Below are 15,848 nucleotides of genomic sequence, written 5' to 3'. Positions count from 1 at the left end.
CGCTTCTCCCCTCTCTCCTGAAGATTACGATGTTCACGCATCTTCCTCGGGGAGAGGCGCGACGCCCCCCTCTCCCCGCTTGCGGGGAGAGGCCCGCTCGGACCTCGTCGTCCGTGCGGGAAGCGAGAGGCGAGGCCGGAGCGGAGGTGAGGGGGCGATTCCGGAAGAGGCTCGTCCTGAATCGCCCCCTCACCTTCGGCTGCCGCCTCGATGCGACGACGACAAGGTCGCCGCATCCCTCTCCCCGCAAGCGGGGCGAGGGGGAAACAGCCGTCATCGTCAGCGCGGCGGACGCAGTGTGAAACCGCAAGGGGGAGACAAGTGCCGCCTGCTCCGCGATGGTCCGGTGCGCCCTGACGCTCACGGCGCAGCCTCCCCGACATAATCCGCCGACAGCCCGGCCATCCGCGCCCGCGCCACCGCGTATTCCCGGGCCAGCCGCGTCACCAGATCGGCGGTGGCCGGCGCATCCGCGATGGTGCCGACGCCCTGGCCGGCGCCCCAGACATCCCGCCACGCCTTCACGCTGCTGCTGCCGAAATCCATCGCGGTCTTGTCGCGCACCGGCAGCGCGTCGGGATCGAGCCCGGCGGCGCGGATGCTCGGCGTCAGGTAATTGCCCGGCACGCCGGTGAAGTAGGGGGTGTACAGGATGTCGGAGGCCGCACTGCCTGCGATCATGTCCTTGTAGGCCGGGGCCGCGTTCGCCTCCCGGGTGGCGATGAACCGGGTGCCCATGTAGGCGAGGTCGGCGCCCATCGCCTGGGCGGCCAGGATCGACGCGCCCGAGGTGATCGCGCCCGACAGGATCAGCGGCCCGTCGTAGAACCGCCGGATCTCGCCGACCAGGGCGAAGGGGCTCATCGTCCCCGCATGCCCGCCCGCGCCGGCACAGACCAGAATCAACCCGTCGACGCCGGCCTCCAGCGCCTTCTCGGCGTGGCGCACGGTTGTGACGTCGTGGAACACCACGCCGCCATAGGCGTGGACCGGGCGGATCACCGCGTCGGGCGCCCGCAACGAGGTGATGATGATCGGCACCCGGTGCCGGACGCAGGCCTCGACATCCTGCGCCAGCCGGTCGTTCGAGGCGTGGACGATCTGGTTCACCGCAAACGGCGCGATCCTTTTCGACGGATCGGCGGCACGGGCCTCCGCGAGGGTGCGGGTGATCCGCGTCAGCCACTCGTCCAGCAGTTCGGCCGGGCGCGCGTTGAGCGCCGGAAACGCGCCGACCACGCCGGCGAGGCACTGGGCGATCACCAGCTCCGGCCCGGAGACGATGAACATCGGCGCGCAGATCACCGGCAGGGCGAGCCGGCCGCGCAGGGTCTCGGGCAGACGGCCGGCGGAAACCTGTTCGGGGCCGTCGCTCACCGCCGGCTCCCCGCGGCCTGAACCTGCGCCGCAGCGGCGCTTCCGCGCCGCGCGCCCCGCTCGATGCTGCCCACCGCGATTCTCCCCCAGCCTCCGGCGGCCCGGCCATCGGTCACCGACCGCAGCCGAGTCCCGCCCGGGCCGTTTTGATGCCACGCCCCCGGGCCGCCGGTCAAACCTCCAGGCCAGCAGCCTTCTGCACTGCAGAACATGCCGCCTTGCTCTGCCGGTCACCGCGATCCGTTCTTGACGATGGCAGCGTCGCCGATCAACATCCCGACGAATTGCAGACACTCATTCTGCATTGCAGAACAACAGGGAGTCCCGGGTGGTTCGTCAGGAGGTCGCGGGCGGCGTGGCCGTGCTCACGCTCGCCAACCCGCCGGTCAACGCGCTCGGCGCCGCGCTGCGGGCGGCCCTCGACGGGGCTTTGGCGCAGGCCATCGCGGACGCGTCGGTCCGGGCGATCGTGCTGGCCGCCGACGGCAAGGTGTTCGTGGGCGGCGCCGACATCACCGAGTTCGGCAAGCCCCAGCAACCGCCGAGCCTGCCGGATGTGCTGGGCCGGCTCGATGCCAGCCCGAAGCCCGTGGTGGCGGCCATCGGCGGCGCGGCTTTGGGTGGCGGCCTGGAACTGGCCATGGCCTGCCACGGCCGCGTGGCAGCGCCGTCCGCCAAGCTCGGCCTGCCGGAGATCAAGCTCGGGATCATCCCGGGGGCGGGGGGCACGCAGCGCCTGCCGCGCCTGATCGGGCCCGACGCCGCCTTCGCGATGATGCTGACCGGCGAGCCGGTCTCCGCCGAGCGGGCGGCGGCGCTCGAGATCGTCGATGCCGTGGTGCTGGGCGACCTCGTGGCGGCGGCCCGGACCCGCGCCCTCGAACTCGCCGATTCCGGCGCCCTGCCGCGGGTGCGCGACCGGTCCGACGCGCTGACTCCGGAGGCGCGCGAAACGTTCGAGGCGGGGGCCGCCGAGGCGGTGAAGCGCGACCCCGACGCCACCAACGTCCACGCCCTGATCCGAGCCGTGCGGGCTGGCCTGGAACAGGATTTCGATGCCGCCGTGGCGACCGAGCGGGCCGAGTTCCGCACCCTGGTGGAGGATCCGCGCTCCAAGGCCCTGCGCTACGCCTTCTTCGCCGAGCGCGAGGCGGCGCGGGTGCCCGGCCTGCCGAAGGACACCCCGCGGCGCCCCATCCAGGCGGCCGCCGTCATTGGCGCCGGCACGATGGGCGGCGGCATCGCGATGTGCTTCGCCAATGCCGGCATCCCCGTGACGGTGATCGAGACGGAGGAGGGCGCCCTGACCCGCGGCCTCGACCGGGTGAAGGGCCTCTATGCCGGCTCCGCCAAGCGCGGTTCGATCACCGAGGCCGAGCGCGACGCGCGGATCGGCCGGATCACCGGGGCGATCGGCCTGGAGAACGCGAGCCACTTCGAGATCGTCATCGAGGCGGCCTTCGAGGATATGGGCGTCAAACGCGCGATCTTTTCGAAGCTCGATACCATCGCCAAGCCTGGCGCGATCCTGGCCACCAACACCTCCTACCTCGACGTGAACGCCATTGCGGCGGTCACAAGCCGGCCGCAGGACGTGCTCGGCCTGCATTTCTTCAGCCCGGCCAACGTCATGCGCCTCGTGGAGGTGGTCCGCGCCGACAAGACCGCACCGGACGTGCTGGCCACCGCCGTGGACCTGGGCAAACGCCTCAACAAGCTGCCGGTGACGGTGGGGGTCTGCTTCGGCTTCGTCGGAAACCGCATGCTGGAGCGCCGCAGCCGCGCCGGCGAACGCCTGCTGCTCGAAGGGGCGCTGCCGCACGCGGTCGATGCGGCGGTGACCGGTTTCGGCTTCCGGATGGGACCCTTCGCCATGAGCGACCTCGCGGGGCTCGATATCGGCTGGCGCTCGCGCAAGGATTTCGGCGGCCGGGCGCCGGTGGCGGATTCGCTCGCCGAGCAGGGCCGCTTCGGCCAGAAGACCGGCCGCGGTTTCTATCTCTACCCGGACGGCGCCCGCACCGGCACCCGCGATCCGGAGGTCGACGCGCTGATCACGCGCGTGGCTGACGAGCACGGCATCGCGCGCCGCAGTTTCACGCCCGACGAGATCGTGGCGCGGCTGATGTACCCGATGGTCAACGAAGGCGCGCGGATCCTGGAAGAGGGCATCGCGGCCCGGCCGGGCGACATCGATACGATTTGGATCAACGGCTACAACTGGCCGGCCTGGCGCGGTGGGCCGATGCATTGGGCCGACACGGTCGGGCTGCGGACGGTCGCGGAGGCGCTGTCGCGCTTCGCGGCCGAGACCGGCGACGACAGCCAGGAGCCCGCGCCCCTCCTGAAGCGCCTCGCCGCCGAGGGCGGCCGCTTCGCCGACTGGAAAGCCCCAGCATGAGTCCGTGCCGGCCCGCACGGGCCTCGGTCCGGTTTCCAAAGGTCCGCGACTTTTGGCGGGTGCAGGGCAGCGCCCTGCTGGCGGCCGAGGCCGCAGCCGTCAGGGCGTTACCCCAACACCCCACCAAAGAGCGTGACGCCCTTTGGAAACCCCGGAGGAGTCCGGCATGACCGACGCGGTGATCGTCGCGACCGCCCGCACGCCGATCGGCAAGGCGCATCGCGGCGCCCTGAACCTCATCCGCGGTGCCGACCTCGCGGCCCATGCGATCCGCGGCGCCCTCAACCGGGCGCGGCTGGAGCCCGAGGCGGTCGAGGAGGTGGTGCTCGGCTGCGGCTATCCGGAGAACGCCACGGGTGGCAACGTCGCCCGGCATGCCGCCCTGGTGGCGGGGATCCCGGTGGGTTCGGCCGGCGTCACCGTCTCGCGCTTCTGCGCCTCGGGCCTGGAGGCGATCGCCAGCGCGGCCCGAAGAATCATCCTCGACGGCGTGCCGGTGGCGGTGGCGGGTGGCGTCGAGTCGATCAGCCTCGTCCAGCCGAAGGTCCAGCGGAAGCTGACCCGCAACGCGTGGCTGGAGGCCCATCTGCCGGCGATCTACATGCCGATGATCGAGACCGCCGACATCGTGGCGGAGCGCTATCGGATATCCCGCGAGGCGCAGGATCTCTTCGCCCTGGAGAGCCAGCGCCGCACTGCGGCGGCGCAGGAACGCGGGCTGTTCGACGACGAGATCGTCCCGATGAGCGCGGTCATGGCGGTGACCGACAAGGCCACCGGCGAAACCCGGGAGGTCGAGACGCGGCTCTCCAAGGACGAGGGCAACCGGCCCGACACGACCCTGGAGGGTCTCGCCAAGCTCAAACCCGTGCGCGGGGAGGGCGCCTTCATCACGGCGGGCAATGCCAGCCAGCTCTCGGACGGGGCCGCAGCCAGCGTGCTGATGTCGGCCGGAGAGGCGGCACGGCGGGGCCTCGAACCGCTCGGAATCTTCCGGGGCTTCGCGTCTGCGGGCTGCGGGCCGGACGAGATGGGCATCGGCCCGGTCTTCGCCGTGCCACGGTTGCTGGAGCGGCAGGGTCTCACAGTGGCCGATATCGACCTGTGGGAGCTGAACGAGGCCTTCGCGTCCCAGTCGGTCTATTGCCGCGACCGGCTCGGGATCGACCCGGACAAGGTCAACGTCAACGGCGGCGCCATCGCGGTCGGCCACCCGTTCGGCATGTCGGGCGCGCGGCTCGTGGGCCACGCCCTGCTGGAGGGCCGCCGCCGCGGCGCGCGCTACGCCGTGGTCACGATGTGCGTCGCCGGCGGCCAGGGCTGCGCCGGCCTGTTCGAGATCGCCCGGAGCTGAGCCGATGGACCTACGCTTCACCGACGAAGAAATCGCGTTCCGCGATGAGGTCCGGACCTTCTGCCGGACGGAGATTCCGGCCGAAATCCGAAAGAAGGTCTCGGAGGGGCGCAGCCTCTCGAAGGAAGATTACGTCACCAGCCAGCGGATCCTCAACGCCAAGGGCTGGGCGGTGCCACACTGGCCGCAGGAATGGGGCGGCCGGGATTGGACCTCGATTCACCGCTACATCTACACGGAGGAGCTGTTCCAGGCGGCGGTGCCGCTGCCGCAGCAGTTCAACTGCTACATGTTCGGCCCGGTGCTGGCGACCTTCGGCCGGCAGGACCAGAAGGAACGCTTTCTCCCCCGCGCTGCCAACCTCGACGATTGGTGGTGCCAGGGGTTTTCCGAGCCCGGCGCCGGATCCGATCTCGCCTCGCTCAAGACCAAGGCGGTGCGCGACGGCGACCATTACGTCGTCGACGGCCAGAAGACTTGGACCACGCTCGGCCAGCACGCCGACTGGATCTTCTGCCTCGTCCGCACCGATTTCGAGGCCAAGAAGCAGCGGGGCATCTCCTTCCTGCTGATCGACATGAAGACGCCCGGCATCACCGTGCGGCCGATCCTCACCCTGGAGGGCCGGCACGAGGTCAACGAGGTTTTCTTCGATTCCGTCCGGGTGCCGGTCGAGAATCTCGTGGGCGAGGAGAACAAGGGCTGGGATTACGCGAAATTTCTGCTCGCCAACGAGCGCACCGGCATCGCCCGGATCGGGCTGACCAAGGAGCGGATCGCCCGGATCAAGCGGCTGGCTCGCGAGATGCCGGCCGGGTCCGGCACGATGTGGGACGATCCCGCCTTCCGGATCCGGGTCGCGGAGGTCGAGATCGAGCTGAAGGCCCTGGAAATCACTCAGATGCGGGTGGCGGCCAAGCAGGGCAGGGCGGATTCGGTCGAGCCGGATCCGGCCTCCTCGCTCCTCAAGATCCGCGGCTCGCAGCTCCAGCAGGCAGCGACCGAATTGCTCGTGGAACTCGCCGGCCCGTTCGCGCTGGCAGCGCCGTCACGCGGGGCGGGGGCCAACAACCTGCCCGGCGGCTTCGACTGGGTCGATGCGGCGGCGCCGAGCTACTTCAACAACCGCAAGGTCTCGATCTATGGCGGCTCGAACGAGATCCAGCACAACGTCATCGCCAAGGGTATCTTGGGGTTGTGAGCGATTTCCCCTCCCCCTTGCGGGGAGGAGGGCAGAGGAACGCCACCATGGATTTTGATCTCAACGAAGACCAGTCGCTCCTGCGCGACTCGATCGAGCGTCTCGCCGCCGATCTCTACCCGTCCCTGGAAAGCCGGCAGGCGCGGCTGAAGGCGCCGCTGGGCTTCCCCGCGGAGGGCTGGGCGGCGTTTTCCGAACTCGGCGTCACCGGCCTGCCGTTCGCGGAGGAAGAGGGCGGGCTCGGCGGCGGCCCGGTCGAGACCATGCTGGTCATGGAAGCGGTCGGCCGCAACCTCGTGGTCGAGCCGCTGCTGGCGAGCCTCGTGCTCGGCTCGACCGCCCTGCGGCTCGGCGGCAGCGCGGCGCAGAAGGAACGCCTCGTTCCCGGCCTCGTCACCGGGGACCTGCGGTTGACCCTCGCCCATACCGAGCGCCAGTCCCGCTATGACCTCGCCGATGTGGCCACCACGGCCCGGCGCAGCGGTGAGGGTTTCGTGCTGAGCGGGGGCAAGAGCATCGTGCCGAATGCCGATGCGGCCGGACTGATGGTGGTCTCCGCCCGCGTCTCGGGCGAACGGCGCGATCTGCACGGGATCGGCCTGTTCCTGGTCCCGGCCGATGCGGCTGGCGTCGCCATCGAGGCCTATCCGACCCAGGATGGTGGCCGGGCCGCCGAGGTCTCCTTCTCGGACGTGACGCTGCCGGCCGACGCGGCGCTCGGCGATCCGGAGGGCGGTTTGCCGCTTTTGGAGCGGGTGGTGGAGCACGGCATCGCGGCGCTCGCCGCCGAGGCGGTGGGTTCCATGGAGGCGCTCCACAGGCTCACCGTCGAGTATCTCAAGACCCGCAAGCAGTTCGGCGTCAGCGTCGGCTCGTTCCAGGCCCTGCAGCACCGGGCCGTGGACATGCTGATCCAGCTGGAGCAGGCGCGCTCGATGGCGCTCTACGCCTCCATGATGGTGCACACGCCCGACGCCAGAGCGCGGGACGCAGCGCTGTCAGCCGTGAAGGTCCAGATCAACAAGGCCTGCCGCTATGTCGGCCAGGAGGCGGTGCAGCTTCACGGCGGCATCGGCATGACGCTCGAATACATCGGCGCCCATCATTTCAAGCGGCTCGCCATGATCGAGTACCAGCTCGGCGACACCGCCCACCACCTGCGCCGGATCACGCAGGACGAGAACGGCCTGCTGGCGGCGTAACCCGGGCGGACAAAGGGTTTCCAAAGGGCGTGCCCTTTGGTGGGGTGTCGGGGTGAAACTCGACGAACGGATCTCAGCTCCCCTTCCGGGGGGCGGAGATCCGCCTGCAGGGCTCTGCCCTGCACCCGCAAAAGGTCTCGACCTAGTGAAACCGTGTTCAGGCCGTCGCGCGGTCAGTTGAACAGCGAGCCGACCCCGCCCTGCACCCGGCCGAGTCCGGTGCGGGCGACGGAATTGTTCGGGTCGATGGTCGCGGCGCGCTGGTAGTTCTCCATCGCCTCCTTGCGCTGGCCCTGCTTCTCGTAGGCCAGGCCACGATACGCCCAGGAGGTGGCGTCCTTGTTGTTCACGTTGAGCGCCGCGTTGTAGTCCTCGATCGCCTTGCCGTACTGGTTGGTGGCGATCAGGCTCTGGCCGCGGGCCGCGTAGGGCGCGGCCACGAAGGGGTTGCGGTCGATGGCGGCGTCGAAATCGGCGATCGCCTGACTCTCCTGACCCTGCTTCTGCCGCACGAGGCCGCGGGCGTGGTAGGCCTCGGCCGATTCGGGCATCAGCCGGATCGCGACGTTGAGGTCGTTCAGCGCCTGATCGACGTTGCCCTGGGCGCGCTCGACATTGGCGCGACCGATATAGGCCGGGCCGTAATTCGGATCGATGCCGATTGCCTTCGTGAAGTCCTGCAGTGCGGGACCGTCGCGGCCGACCTGGCGGCTGGCCAGCGCCCGGTTGTTGTAGGCGGAAGCCGAGTTCGGATCGAGCTGGATCGCCTTGGTGAAATCCGCGATGGCGTCGTTGAACTGGCCGGCGCGGGCATAGGCGGCGCCGCGGGTCGTGTAGGCCGCAGCGTCATTCGGGTTGCGCTGGATCACCTCGGAGAGCGACGCGATGTTGACCGTTGTGGCGCCCGTGGTGTCCGACTCCAGCACCGCGTATTGGCGCGGGCCAGCGGCGCTCCCGACGGTCTCGCAGCCCGCGAGCGCCGCGGCCGAAACCAGGGCCGCGCCGATCAGTGCCGTCTTCCGTGCCAGCCCGTTGCGTACGATCATCGCCCCACTCTCCCCGAGGCGCGACCCGCATCCTGCGCGCCCGCCCCGCCCCTCGCCGTTCTCAAACCCGCGCCGCGCGCCGGGTCCACCCGCTCCGGGGGACCGTCGCGCATTACGGTGAAGGCCGGCTTAAGAAGCACACCTGCGTGATCCGCCCCGTCGCCCATCCAGGCGTGGGGGAATCGACCGGCAGCCTTCGGCACCGACCACGTCGTGGTGGAAGCGGCGGGATGTGGCGAAGGTATGGCCCGCGCGCGCGCCGGCCCCGCGGCAGGCGCTCAGGCCGGCACGCAGCGGCAGGGGTGTGCCTTTGAGGCCTCAGCCGACCGGTTCGGATCCCAGGCGGGTGACGTGCCCCATCTTCCGGCCGGGCCGGGCCTCGCCCTTGCCGTAGAGGTGCAGGTGAGCGCCGGGCTCGGCCAGCAGCGCATGCCAGTCGTCGGCCTGGGCGCCGATCAGGTTGCGCATCTCCACCGGCAGGCCGCCGGTCCGCGCCGGATCGCCGAGCGGCCAGCCGCAGACCGCCCGGACATGCTGGGCGAATTGCGAGGTCCGCGCGCCCTCGATGGTCCAGTGGCCGGAATTATGGACCCGCGGCGCGATCTCGTTGACCACGAGGCGCTCGACGCCGTCCTCCCGCACCAGGAACATCTCGACGGCGAGCACACCGACATAATCGAGCGCGTCGGCGATGCGCTTGGCGATATCGAGCGCGGCGCGGCCGGTCTCGGGCGTCAGGCCGGGGGCCGGCACCCGGGTCAGGGCCAGGATGTGGTCGCGGTGCTCGTTCTCGCACAGGTCGAAGGCCGCGAAGCTGCCGTCGTGCGCGCGGGCGCCCACCACCGAGACTTCGCGCTCGAACGGCACGAAGCCCTCGAGGATCAGCGGCGCGCCGCCGAACTCGGCGAACAGGGCGTTGCGGTCACCTTCGGATCGCTCCCGCAAAATGCGTTGGCCCTTGCCGTCATAGCCGAATCGGCGGGTCTTGAGCACGGCCGGCAGGCCGATCGTGGCGATCGCCCGGTTGAGATCGTCGGGCGTGTCGACGGCCTGGAACGGCGCGGTCGGGATGCCGAGCCCATTGATGAACTCTTTTTCCGATAGGCGGTCCTGCGTGGTGGACAGCGCATGCGCGTTCGGGTGCAGGGGGGCGTGCCGGGCCAGGATGTCGGCGGTGGCGTGCGGGATGTTCTCGAACTCGTAGGTGACGACATCGACGCTGCGCGCGAAATCCGCCAGCGCTTGCGGATCGTCATAGGCCGCGCAGGTGGTGCGGGCGGCGACATCGAAGGCGGGGCTGTCGCGGTCGGGGGCGTAGACGTGCACCTTGAGCCCGTAATTCGCCGCCGCGAGCGCGATCATGCGCCCGAGTTGCCCACCACCGACGATGCCGAGCGTGGAGCCGGGGCCGAGGGTCTTGTCCGTCACGCGAAAAACTCGTCCGTCACGATTACGCTTCCGTCTCCGGCCGCTCGGCCACCGAGGCGGTCTGGGCCGCGCGCCACGCTTCGAGACGCTCCGCCAGACCCGGGTCGGAGAGCGCCAGCACCGATGCGGCCAGCAACGCCGCGTTGACCGCCCCGGCCCGGCCGATCGCCAGGGTCCCCACGGGAATTCCGGCCGGCATCTGCACGATCGACAGCAGGCTGTCTTGGCCGGAAAGCGCCTTCGATTCCACCGGCACGCCGAAGACCGGCAGGCGGGTCATCGCCGCCGCCATGCCGGGCAGGTGCGCGGCGCCGCCCGCCCCCGCGATCACGACCTTGAGACCGGCCGCGACCGCGCCCTTGGCGAAGGCCACGAGCCGATCCGGGGTGCGGTGGGCCGACACGATGCGCGCGTCGTAGGGCACGGCGAGCGCGTCGAGCGTCTCGGCGGCGTGCCGCATGGTCGCCCAGTCGGACTGGCTGCCCATGATGATCGCAACCGGAGGCGACACCATCGTTGATCCCGGCAAAAGAGGGCGCTTACAGGCGCGGCGACCCTGCGGCAAGGCTGCGCCGGACGGCGTCCACTGGCATCAGGCGATGATGTCCGGCGTAATCGCGTCCTCGATGTGGTAGATCCGGTCGCGCAGGGTCAGCTTGCGCTTCTTCAGGCGCTGGATCTGCAGCTGATCACCGGCGACGCTCCGCTCCAGCGCCTCGATGGCGCTGTCGAGATCCCGGTGCTCCTCGCGCAACCGGGCCAGTTCGGCCTCGAGTTCCGACTGCGCGCTCTCACCCGACTCATCCGCCATCGTCACCTGCGGGCCAAAGGATCGCTCATCACCCGATGAGAGCATGCGTCACGCCCTTCCCTGGGACAAGCCATGCCGGAAAGCCTTCACCAAGCTTAGCCGGAGAAAACGCTTCAACAGGTGCGGCATCCTGTGTCAGTCTTGGCGTGTCGAAACGATGACAGGAGATTCGACTCATGTCGCTGCAGACGCATCTGAGCCAACTCGCCCGGAAGCACGAAGCCCTCGAGCGCGAGATTCACGAAGCGATCCACAGACCTTCGGCGAACGACCTCCACATCGCCGAACTGAAGCGACGGAAACTCCTCCTTAAGGACGAGATCAACCGGCTGCGGGGGGCCGGCGACACCCTGCACTGAGCCGCTGATTCGTCTTCACAGTTCATAGACCCGGCACGACAGTCGCCGCCGCATCGGGCGCCCCGGTGCGGCGGTTCTCGTTTGGTCCAGGCAGAGCCACTCGGCGGCTTGGCATACGCTGGTTTCTCACGGGCGCGGCCCCGTCGCGCGCCTGCATGAGAATGCGCTACTCTGCTGCCGCCGCCGGAGAGCGGACCGCGGGGGAACGCCGACCGATGACGAATGCCAGCCTTCCGGGCCGCTATCCCGAGATCTACGAAGCGGCGCTCCGCGACCCGGAGGCGTTCTGGCTCGATGCGGCCCAGGCGATCGACTGGGCGCAGACGCCCGCCCAAGCCTTTGCGCCGGAATCCGGCCCCTACGGCCGCTGGTTCCCGGACGGGTCACTCAACGCCTGCCACAACGCGGTGGACCGCCACGCCGACGGAGCTCGGGCCGAGCAGGTGGCGATCCGCTACGATTCCCCCGTCACCGGCACGAAGCGCAGCATCACCTATCGGGCGTTGCGCGATGAAGTGTCGACGCTGGCCGCTATCCTGGCCGGGCTCGGCGTCGGCAAGGGCGACCGGGTGATCCTGTACATGCCGATGGTGCCCGAGGCTTTGTTCGGCATGCTGGCGTGCGCCCGACTCGGCGCGGTCCACTCGGTGGTGTTCGGCGGGTTCGCGGCGAACGAGCTGGCGGTGCGGATCGAGGATGCGGCGCCGAAGGTGATACTGGCGGCCTCGTGCGGGATCGAGCCGAACCGGGTGGTCGTCTACAAGCCGCTCCTCGACGCGGCGATCGACGCCTCGCGCCACAAGCCCGAGGCCTGCCTGATCCTCCAGCGCCCGCAAGGCTCCGCGACGCTTGTGCCGGGGCGGGACCGCGACTGGGCCGAGGCCGTAGCGGACGCCGAGGCGGCGGGGCAGCGGGCGGCCTGCGTGCCAGTTGCCGCCACCGACCCGCTCTACATCCTCTACACCTCCGGAACGACGGGCAAGCCCAAGGGCGTGGTGCGTGACACGGGCGGCTATCTGGTCGCCCTCGCGTGGTCGATGCCCAATCTCTACGGGTTGCAGCCCGGCGAGACCTATTTCTGCGCCTCCGACATCGGCTGGGTCGTCGGTCATTCCTACATCGTCTATGCGCCGCTCCTGCACGGCTGCACGACGGTGCTGTACGAGGGCAAGCCCGTGGGCACCCCCGATGCCGGCGCCTTCTGGCGGGTGGTCGCCGAGTACGGCGTCGTGTGCCTGTTCACGGCGCCGACGGCGTTACGGGCGATCAAGAAGGAGGATTCCAAGGGCGCCCGGATCGCCGATTACGACCTGTCCGCGTTCCGCAGCCTGTTCCTGGCCGGCGAGCGCGCGGATCCGGACTCGGTCGCCTGGGCCGAGCGGGTGCTGAACCGGCCGGTGGTCGACCATTGGTGGCAGACCGAGACCGGCTGGCCGATCGCCGGCAATCCGATGGGGCTCGGCCTGCTGCCGGTGAAGCACGGCAGCACCTGCGTGCCGATGCCGGGCTACCGGGTCGAGGTTCTGGACGAGGGCGGCAAGCCCGTCCCGGCCGACACGATGGGCACCATCGCGATCCGCCTGCCCCTGCCGCCCGGCTGCCTGCCGACCCTCTGGGGCTCGGACGCGCGCATGCGGTCGAGCTACCTCGCCACCTTCCCGGGCTATTACGACACCTCGGATGCCGGCATGATCGACGCGGACGGCTACATCACGGTCCTCGGGCGGACCGACGACATCATCAACGTCGCCGGCCACCGGCTCTCGACCGGCGGCATGGAAGCGGTGCTGGCCGGCCATCCGGACGTGGCCGAATGCGCGGTGATCGGCATCCGCGATGCGCTCAAGGGCGAGGTGCCCTGCGGCTTCGTGGTGCTGAAGGCCGGCGTCGACCGGTCGACCGACGCAATCGAGCGGGAACTGGTCGCCAAGGTCCGCGACGAGATCGGCCCGGTGGCCGCCTTCAAGCTGGCCCTCACCGTGCCGCGGCTGCCGAAAACCCGGTCAGGCAAGATCCTGCGCGCCACGATGAAGCGCATCGCCGACCACGAACCGTGGACGATGCCCGCCACGATCGACGACGCCACGGCCCTCGACGAGATCGGCGAGAGCCTGAAGGACCGAGGGATCGGCGAAAACTAGGGTTCCCAAACGGCGTGCCCTTTGGGGGGTGTCGGGGCTCCACCCTGCAAGCGCGAAAGGGCTCGCCGTTTCGAAACCCTGACATTTCCGGAAGGCGCTCCTTGCGGTTCGCCAGCCCGTGACCATCTCTAGACCATCCATTCGGATGGCCTGGAGATGGCGAGGCGATGACCAACACGGGACCCGAGCCCCGGCCGAAGGTGCCGGACAGCGAGAAGATCACGGTCAATCTCGGCTTCGTCGATCTGGGCCGCGTCGACCTGATGGTCCGGGACGGCTTCTACGCCAACCGGGCCGACTTCATCCGCACCGCCGTGCGCAACCAGCTCGACCGCCACGACGATGCGGTCCGCCAATCCGTGGCCCGGCGCCAGCTCCGCCTCGGGATCGCGCATTACGGGCGGGCCGATCTCGAAGCGGCTCGAGATGCCGGGCGCCCGCTGCACATCCAGGTCCTGGGCCTCGCCACCATCGCGGGCGATGTCACACCGGAACTCGCCCGCGCCGCCATCGCCTCTGTGGAGGTACTCGGCACCTTCCAGGCGAGCCCTGCCGTGAAGGCCGCCCTGGCCGACCGGATCGTCTGACGTCCCACACAGCCGGTCGCAGAGGCGGGTGAACCGTCCGGCCCTGTCCGTCCCCCTTTCGAAGGATCGGCCTCATGTTCCGCTTTCCCAAAATCGACCTGTCCAAACTCGACCTGCCGAAATTCGACCCCACCCTGAACGGCGGCCCCGGCACCGACCGCCTCGCCGAGCGGATGGCGCGGCTTCAGCGCGCGCAGAAGGCGGCCTTCACCAAATGGGCGCGGACCTATGGTCAGCCGGGGCAGCCCCCCCGTCCGGCCGGCGGCGATGAGACGATCGTCGACATGGAGGCGCCCGAAGCCCCCGGCGGCGCCTGGACGGCCCCCCCGCCGGCTCGGGGCAGGGCGGCGGAGCCGGAGCTCGATCTGTCGGCGATGATGCGCACGCTGCGTGAGGGACGCCCGACATCCCGCGGCCGGTCACCGGCTGCGGTCCCGCCCGGCGCGCGGTTCGAGGAGCGGGTGTTCACGAGCGCCGCCGGCAGCCGACGCTACAAGGTCTACGTGCCGAGCGGCTACACCGGTCAGGCCCTGCCCTTGGTGGTGATGCTGCATGGCTGCACCCAGGATCCGGACGATTTCGCCGCGGGCACGCAGATGAACGCGCTGGCCGAGGAGCAGACCTTCCTGGTTGCCTATCCGGCACAGGCGCAGTCGGCACATATGCAGCGGTGCTGGAACTGGTACGCCGCCGGCGATCAAGTCCGCGAGGGCGGGGAGCCGGAACTCATCGCCGGCATCGCCCGTGCGGTGATGGCGGAGTTCTCGGCGGACCCGACCCGGGTCTATGCGGCCGGGCTCTCGGCCGGCGGTGCCGCGGCGGCGATCCTGGGGGCGACCTACCCGGACTTGTTCGCCGCCGTCGGGATCCATTCCGGGCTGGCCTGCGGGGCCGCCCGCGACCTGCCGAGTGCGCTTACGGCGATGAAGGGGCAGGCCGGGCCCGCAGCGACCAACCGTCAGCCGGTGCCCACCATCGTGTTCCACGGCGACGGCGACCGCACCGTGCATGCCGCCAATGGCGATCAGGTGATGGCCCAGGCCGGCGCCGCTCCGGGGCTCACCAAGACGGTGACGCGGGAGACGAGCCCCGGGGGCATTGCCTACACCCGCACGGTCCGCAGCGACGCGAACGACCGCGCTGTCCAAGAGCAGTGGCTGTTGCACGGGGCCGGCCATGCCTGGTCCGGGGGCAGCCCCGCCGGGTCCTACACGGAACCGCGGGGACCGGATGCAAGCCGCGCGATGGTGCGCTTCTTCCTGTCCCACGTGTTGGAACCGCGCGCCCGGGCCTGAGGCCGGGGACGCGGGCTCCGCTCACTCGGAATCGGCGTCGTCCGAGCCATCGTCCGAAGGGAGGCCGGCATCCGGCGCCCGACCGGAGAGGGTCGACGCATAGGCATCCGGGCCCGACCGGGCGGCGAGCGAGGCCGGCATCCGCTGCGGGCCTCGCTCGGACGGGATCAGGGTGGCGGTCGCCGCGATCAGGCCGGCCATCGAGCGGAGCTTCTCGGGCTGGCGCGGGTCGCGGGCGATCAGCGCCGCATCCTGCTGCAGGCGCAAATTGCAGGCCGGCGTGGGCAGGCCGCCATCCGGCGTACAGCTGTCGTGGCGGGCGCAGGCCGCGTCGAGGGCGTCGATGGGCGGCAGCGGGGCGTTGTTACCCGGCCCGCAGTAATTGCCGTAGATCAGCATTTTCGGGCCGCCGAAGGCGGCGGGCTGGGCCTGCGACGGTGCCGCGAGGGCGGCGAAGCCGGCAGCCAGGAGGAGCGGGGCGGTAAGTCTCGTGAGCATCGTCAGGACCTCAAGCGATCTCGCCCCCTCAGGCGGTTCGCGTCGGTGGCCGCAATGCGGCGACAGGTCGGAAAACGGTCGGCTACATTCGCAAGTTCCAGCCACGACCGTCCACAGATGTGTTGTGTCGCACCGCACTGGCTCCCGC

14 protein-coding genes are annotated in these 15,848 nt (G+C 70.2%); 8 read left to right on the top strand and 6 right to left on the bottom strand.

Annotation, left to right across the window (positions count from 1 at the left end; translation table 11 throughout):
* Positions 1-360: 360 nt before the first annotated feature.
* Positions 361-1,377 (bottom strand): nitronate monooxygenase family protein, encoded by a 1,017-nt coding sequence (locus OXS27_RS00850; protein ID WP_267353600.1) that lies wholly within the window; start codon positions 1,375-1,377, stop codon positions 361-363.
* A gap of 328 nt (positions 1,378-1,705) precedes the next feature.
* On the opposite strand from OXS27_RS00850, the gene OXS27_RS00845 reads away from it, so the two are divergent.
* The 4 genes from OXS27_RS00845 (at position 1,706) to OXS27_RS00830 (ending at position 7,535) form a co-directional block, all read left to right on the top strand.
* Positions 1,706-3,778, top strand: coding sequence for a 3-hydroxyacyl-CoA dehydrogenase NAD-binding domain-containing protein (locus OXS27_RS00845; protein ID WP_267353598.1), 2,073 nt, complete (start codon positions 1,706-1,708; stop codon positions 3,776-3,778).
* Positions 3,779-3,944: 166 nt separating this feature from the next.
* Positions 3,945-5,132: an acetyl-CoA C-acyltransferase gene (locus OXS27_RS00840; RefSeq protein WP_267353596.1), complete on the top strand. Its 1,188-nt coding sequence runs from the start codon at positions 3,945-3,947 to the stop codon at positions 5,130-5,132.
* A gap of 4 nt (positions 5,133-5,136) precedes the next feature.
* A complete protein-coding gene (locus OXS27_RS00835; RefSeq protein WP_267353594.1) occupies positions 5,137-6,333 on the top strand; it encodes an acyl-CoA dehydrogenase family protein in 1,197 nt (398 codons plus the stop codon).
* Between the two features lie 47 nt (positions 6,334-6,380).
* On the top strand, positions 6,381-7,535 hold the full coding sequence (locus OXS27_RS00830) for an acyl-CoA dehydrogenase family protein (protein ID WP_267353592.1): 1,155 nt from the start codon (positions 6,381-6,383) through the stop codon (positions 7,533-7,535).
* Between the two features lie 173 nt (positions 7,536-7,708).
* On the opposite strand, the gene OXS27_RS00825 is transcribed toward OXS27_RS00830, so the two are convergent.
* The 4 genes from OXS27_RS00825 to OXS27_RS00810 all read right to left on the bottom strand — a co-directional run bounded on the left by OXS27_RS00825 (position 7,709) and on the right by OXS27_RS00810 (position 10,820).
* Positions 7,709-8,581 carry a tetratricopeptide repeat protein gene (locus tag OXS27_RS00825; RefSeq protein WP_243919805.1) on the bottom strand — a complete coding sequence of 291 codons (873 nt, stop codon included), beginning with the start codon at positions 8,579-8,581 and terminating at the stop codon, positions 7,709-7,711.
* Positions 8,582-8,899: 318 nt separating this feature from the next.
* Positions 8,900-10,009 carry a 5-(carboxyamino)imidazole ribonucleotide synthase gene (locus OXS27_RS00820; RefSeq protein ID WP_267353589.1) on the bottom strand — a complete coding sequence of 370 codons (1,110 nt, stop codon included), beginning with the start codon at positions 10,007-10,009 and terminating at the stop codon, positions 8,900-8,902.
* A 22-nt stretch (positions 10,010-10,031) separates the two neighbouring features.
* A complete protein-coding gene (purE, locus tag OXS27_RS00815; protein WP_243919809.1) occupies positions 10,032-10,523 on the bottom strand; it encodes a 5-(carboxyamino)imidazole ribonucleotide mutase in 492 nt (163 codons plus the stop codon).
* 78 nt (positions 10,524-10,601) lie between these two features.
* Positions 10,602-10,820, bottom strand: coding sequence for a DUF465 domain-containing protein (locus OXS27_RS00810; RefSeq protein ID WP_243919811.1), 219 nt, complete (start codon positions 10,818-10,820; stop codon positions 10,602-10,604).
* A 176-nt stretch (positions 10,821-10,996) separates the two neighbouring features.
* On the opposite strand from OXS27_RS00810, the gene OXS27_RS00805 reads away from it, so the two are divergent.
* The 4 genes from OXS27_RS00805 (at position 10,997) to OXS27_RS00790 (ending at position 15,202) form a co-directional block, all read left to right on the top strand.
* Entirely contained in the window at positions 10,997-11,179 is a 183-nt protein-coding gene (locus OXS27_RS00805; RefSeq protein ID WP_243919813.1) for a DUF465 domain-containing protein, read from the top strand.
* Between the two features lie 215 nt (positions 11,180-11,394).
* Positions 11,395-13,320 carry a propionyl-CoA synthetase gene (locus OXS27_RS00800; RefSeq protein ID WP_267353586.1) on the top strand — a complete coding sequence of 642 codons (1,926 nt, stop codon included), beginning with the start codon at positions 11,395-11,397 and terminating at the stop codon, positions 13,318-13,320.
* 167 nt (positions 13,321-13,487) lie between these two features.
* Complete coding sequence (locus OXS27_RS00795; protein WP_267353584.1) at positions 13,488-13,907, top strand: CopG family transcriptional regulator; 420 nt, start codon at positions 13,488-13,490, stop codon at positions 13,905-13,907.
* A gap of 74 nt (positions 13,908-13,981) precedes the next feature.
* Entirely contained in the window at positions 13,982-15,202 is a 1,221-nt protein-coding gene (locus OXS27_RS00790; protein ID WP_267353582.1) for a PHB depolymerase family esterase, read from the top strand.
* Positions 15,203-15,223: 21 nt separating this feature from the next.
* Here the strand turns inward: OXS27_RS00790 and OXS27_RS00785 are convergent, their stop codons facing one another.
* Complete coding sequence (locus OXS27_RS00785; RefSeq protein WP_267353580.1) at positions 15,224-15,700, bottom strand: hypothetical protein; 477 nt, start codon at positions 15,698-15,700, stop codon at positions 15,224-15,226.
* Positions 15,701-15,848 lie beyond the last annotated feature (148 nt).

This window comes from Methylobacterium sp. GC_Met_3 (assembly GCF_026540775.1).
GTDB lineage: Bacteria > Pseudomonadota > Alphaproteobacteria > Rhizobiales > Beijerinckiaceae > Methylobacterium.
This window is presented reverse-complemented; position numbering and strand designations above follow the sequence as displayed.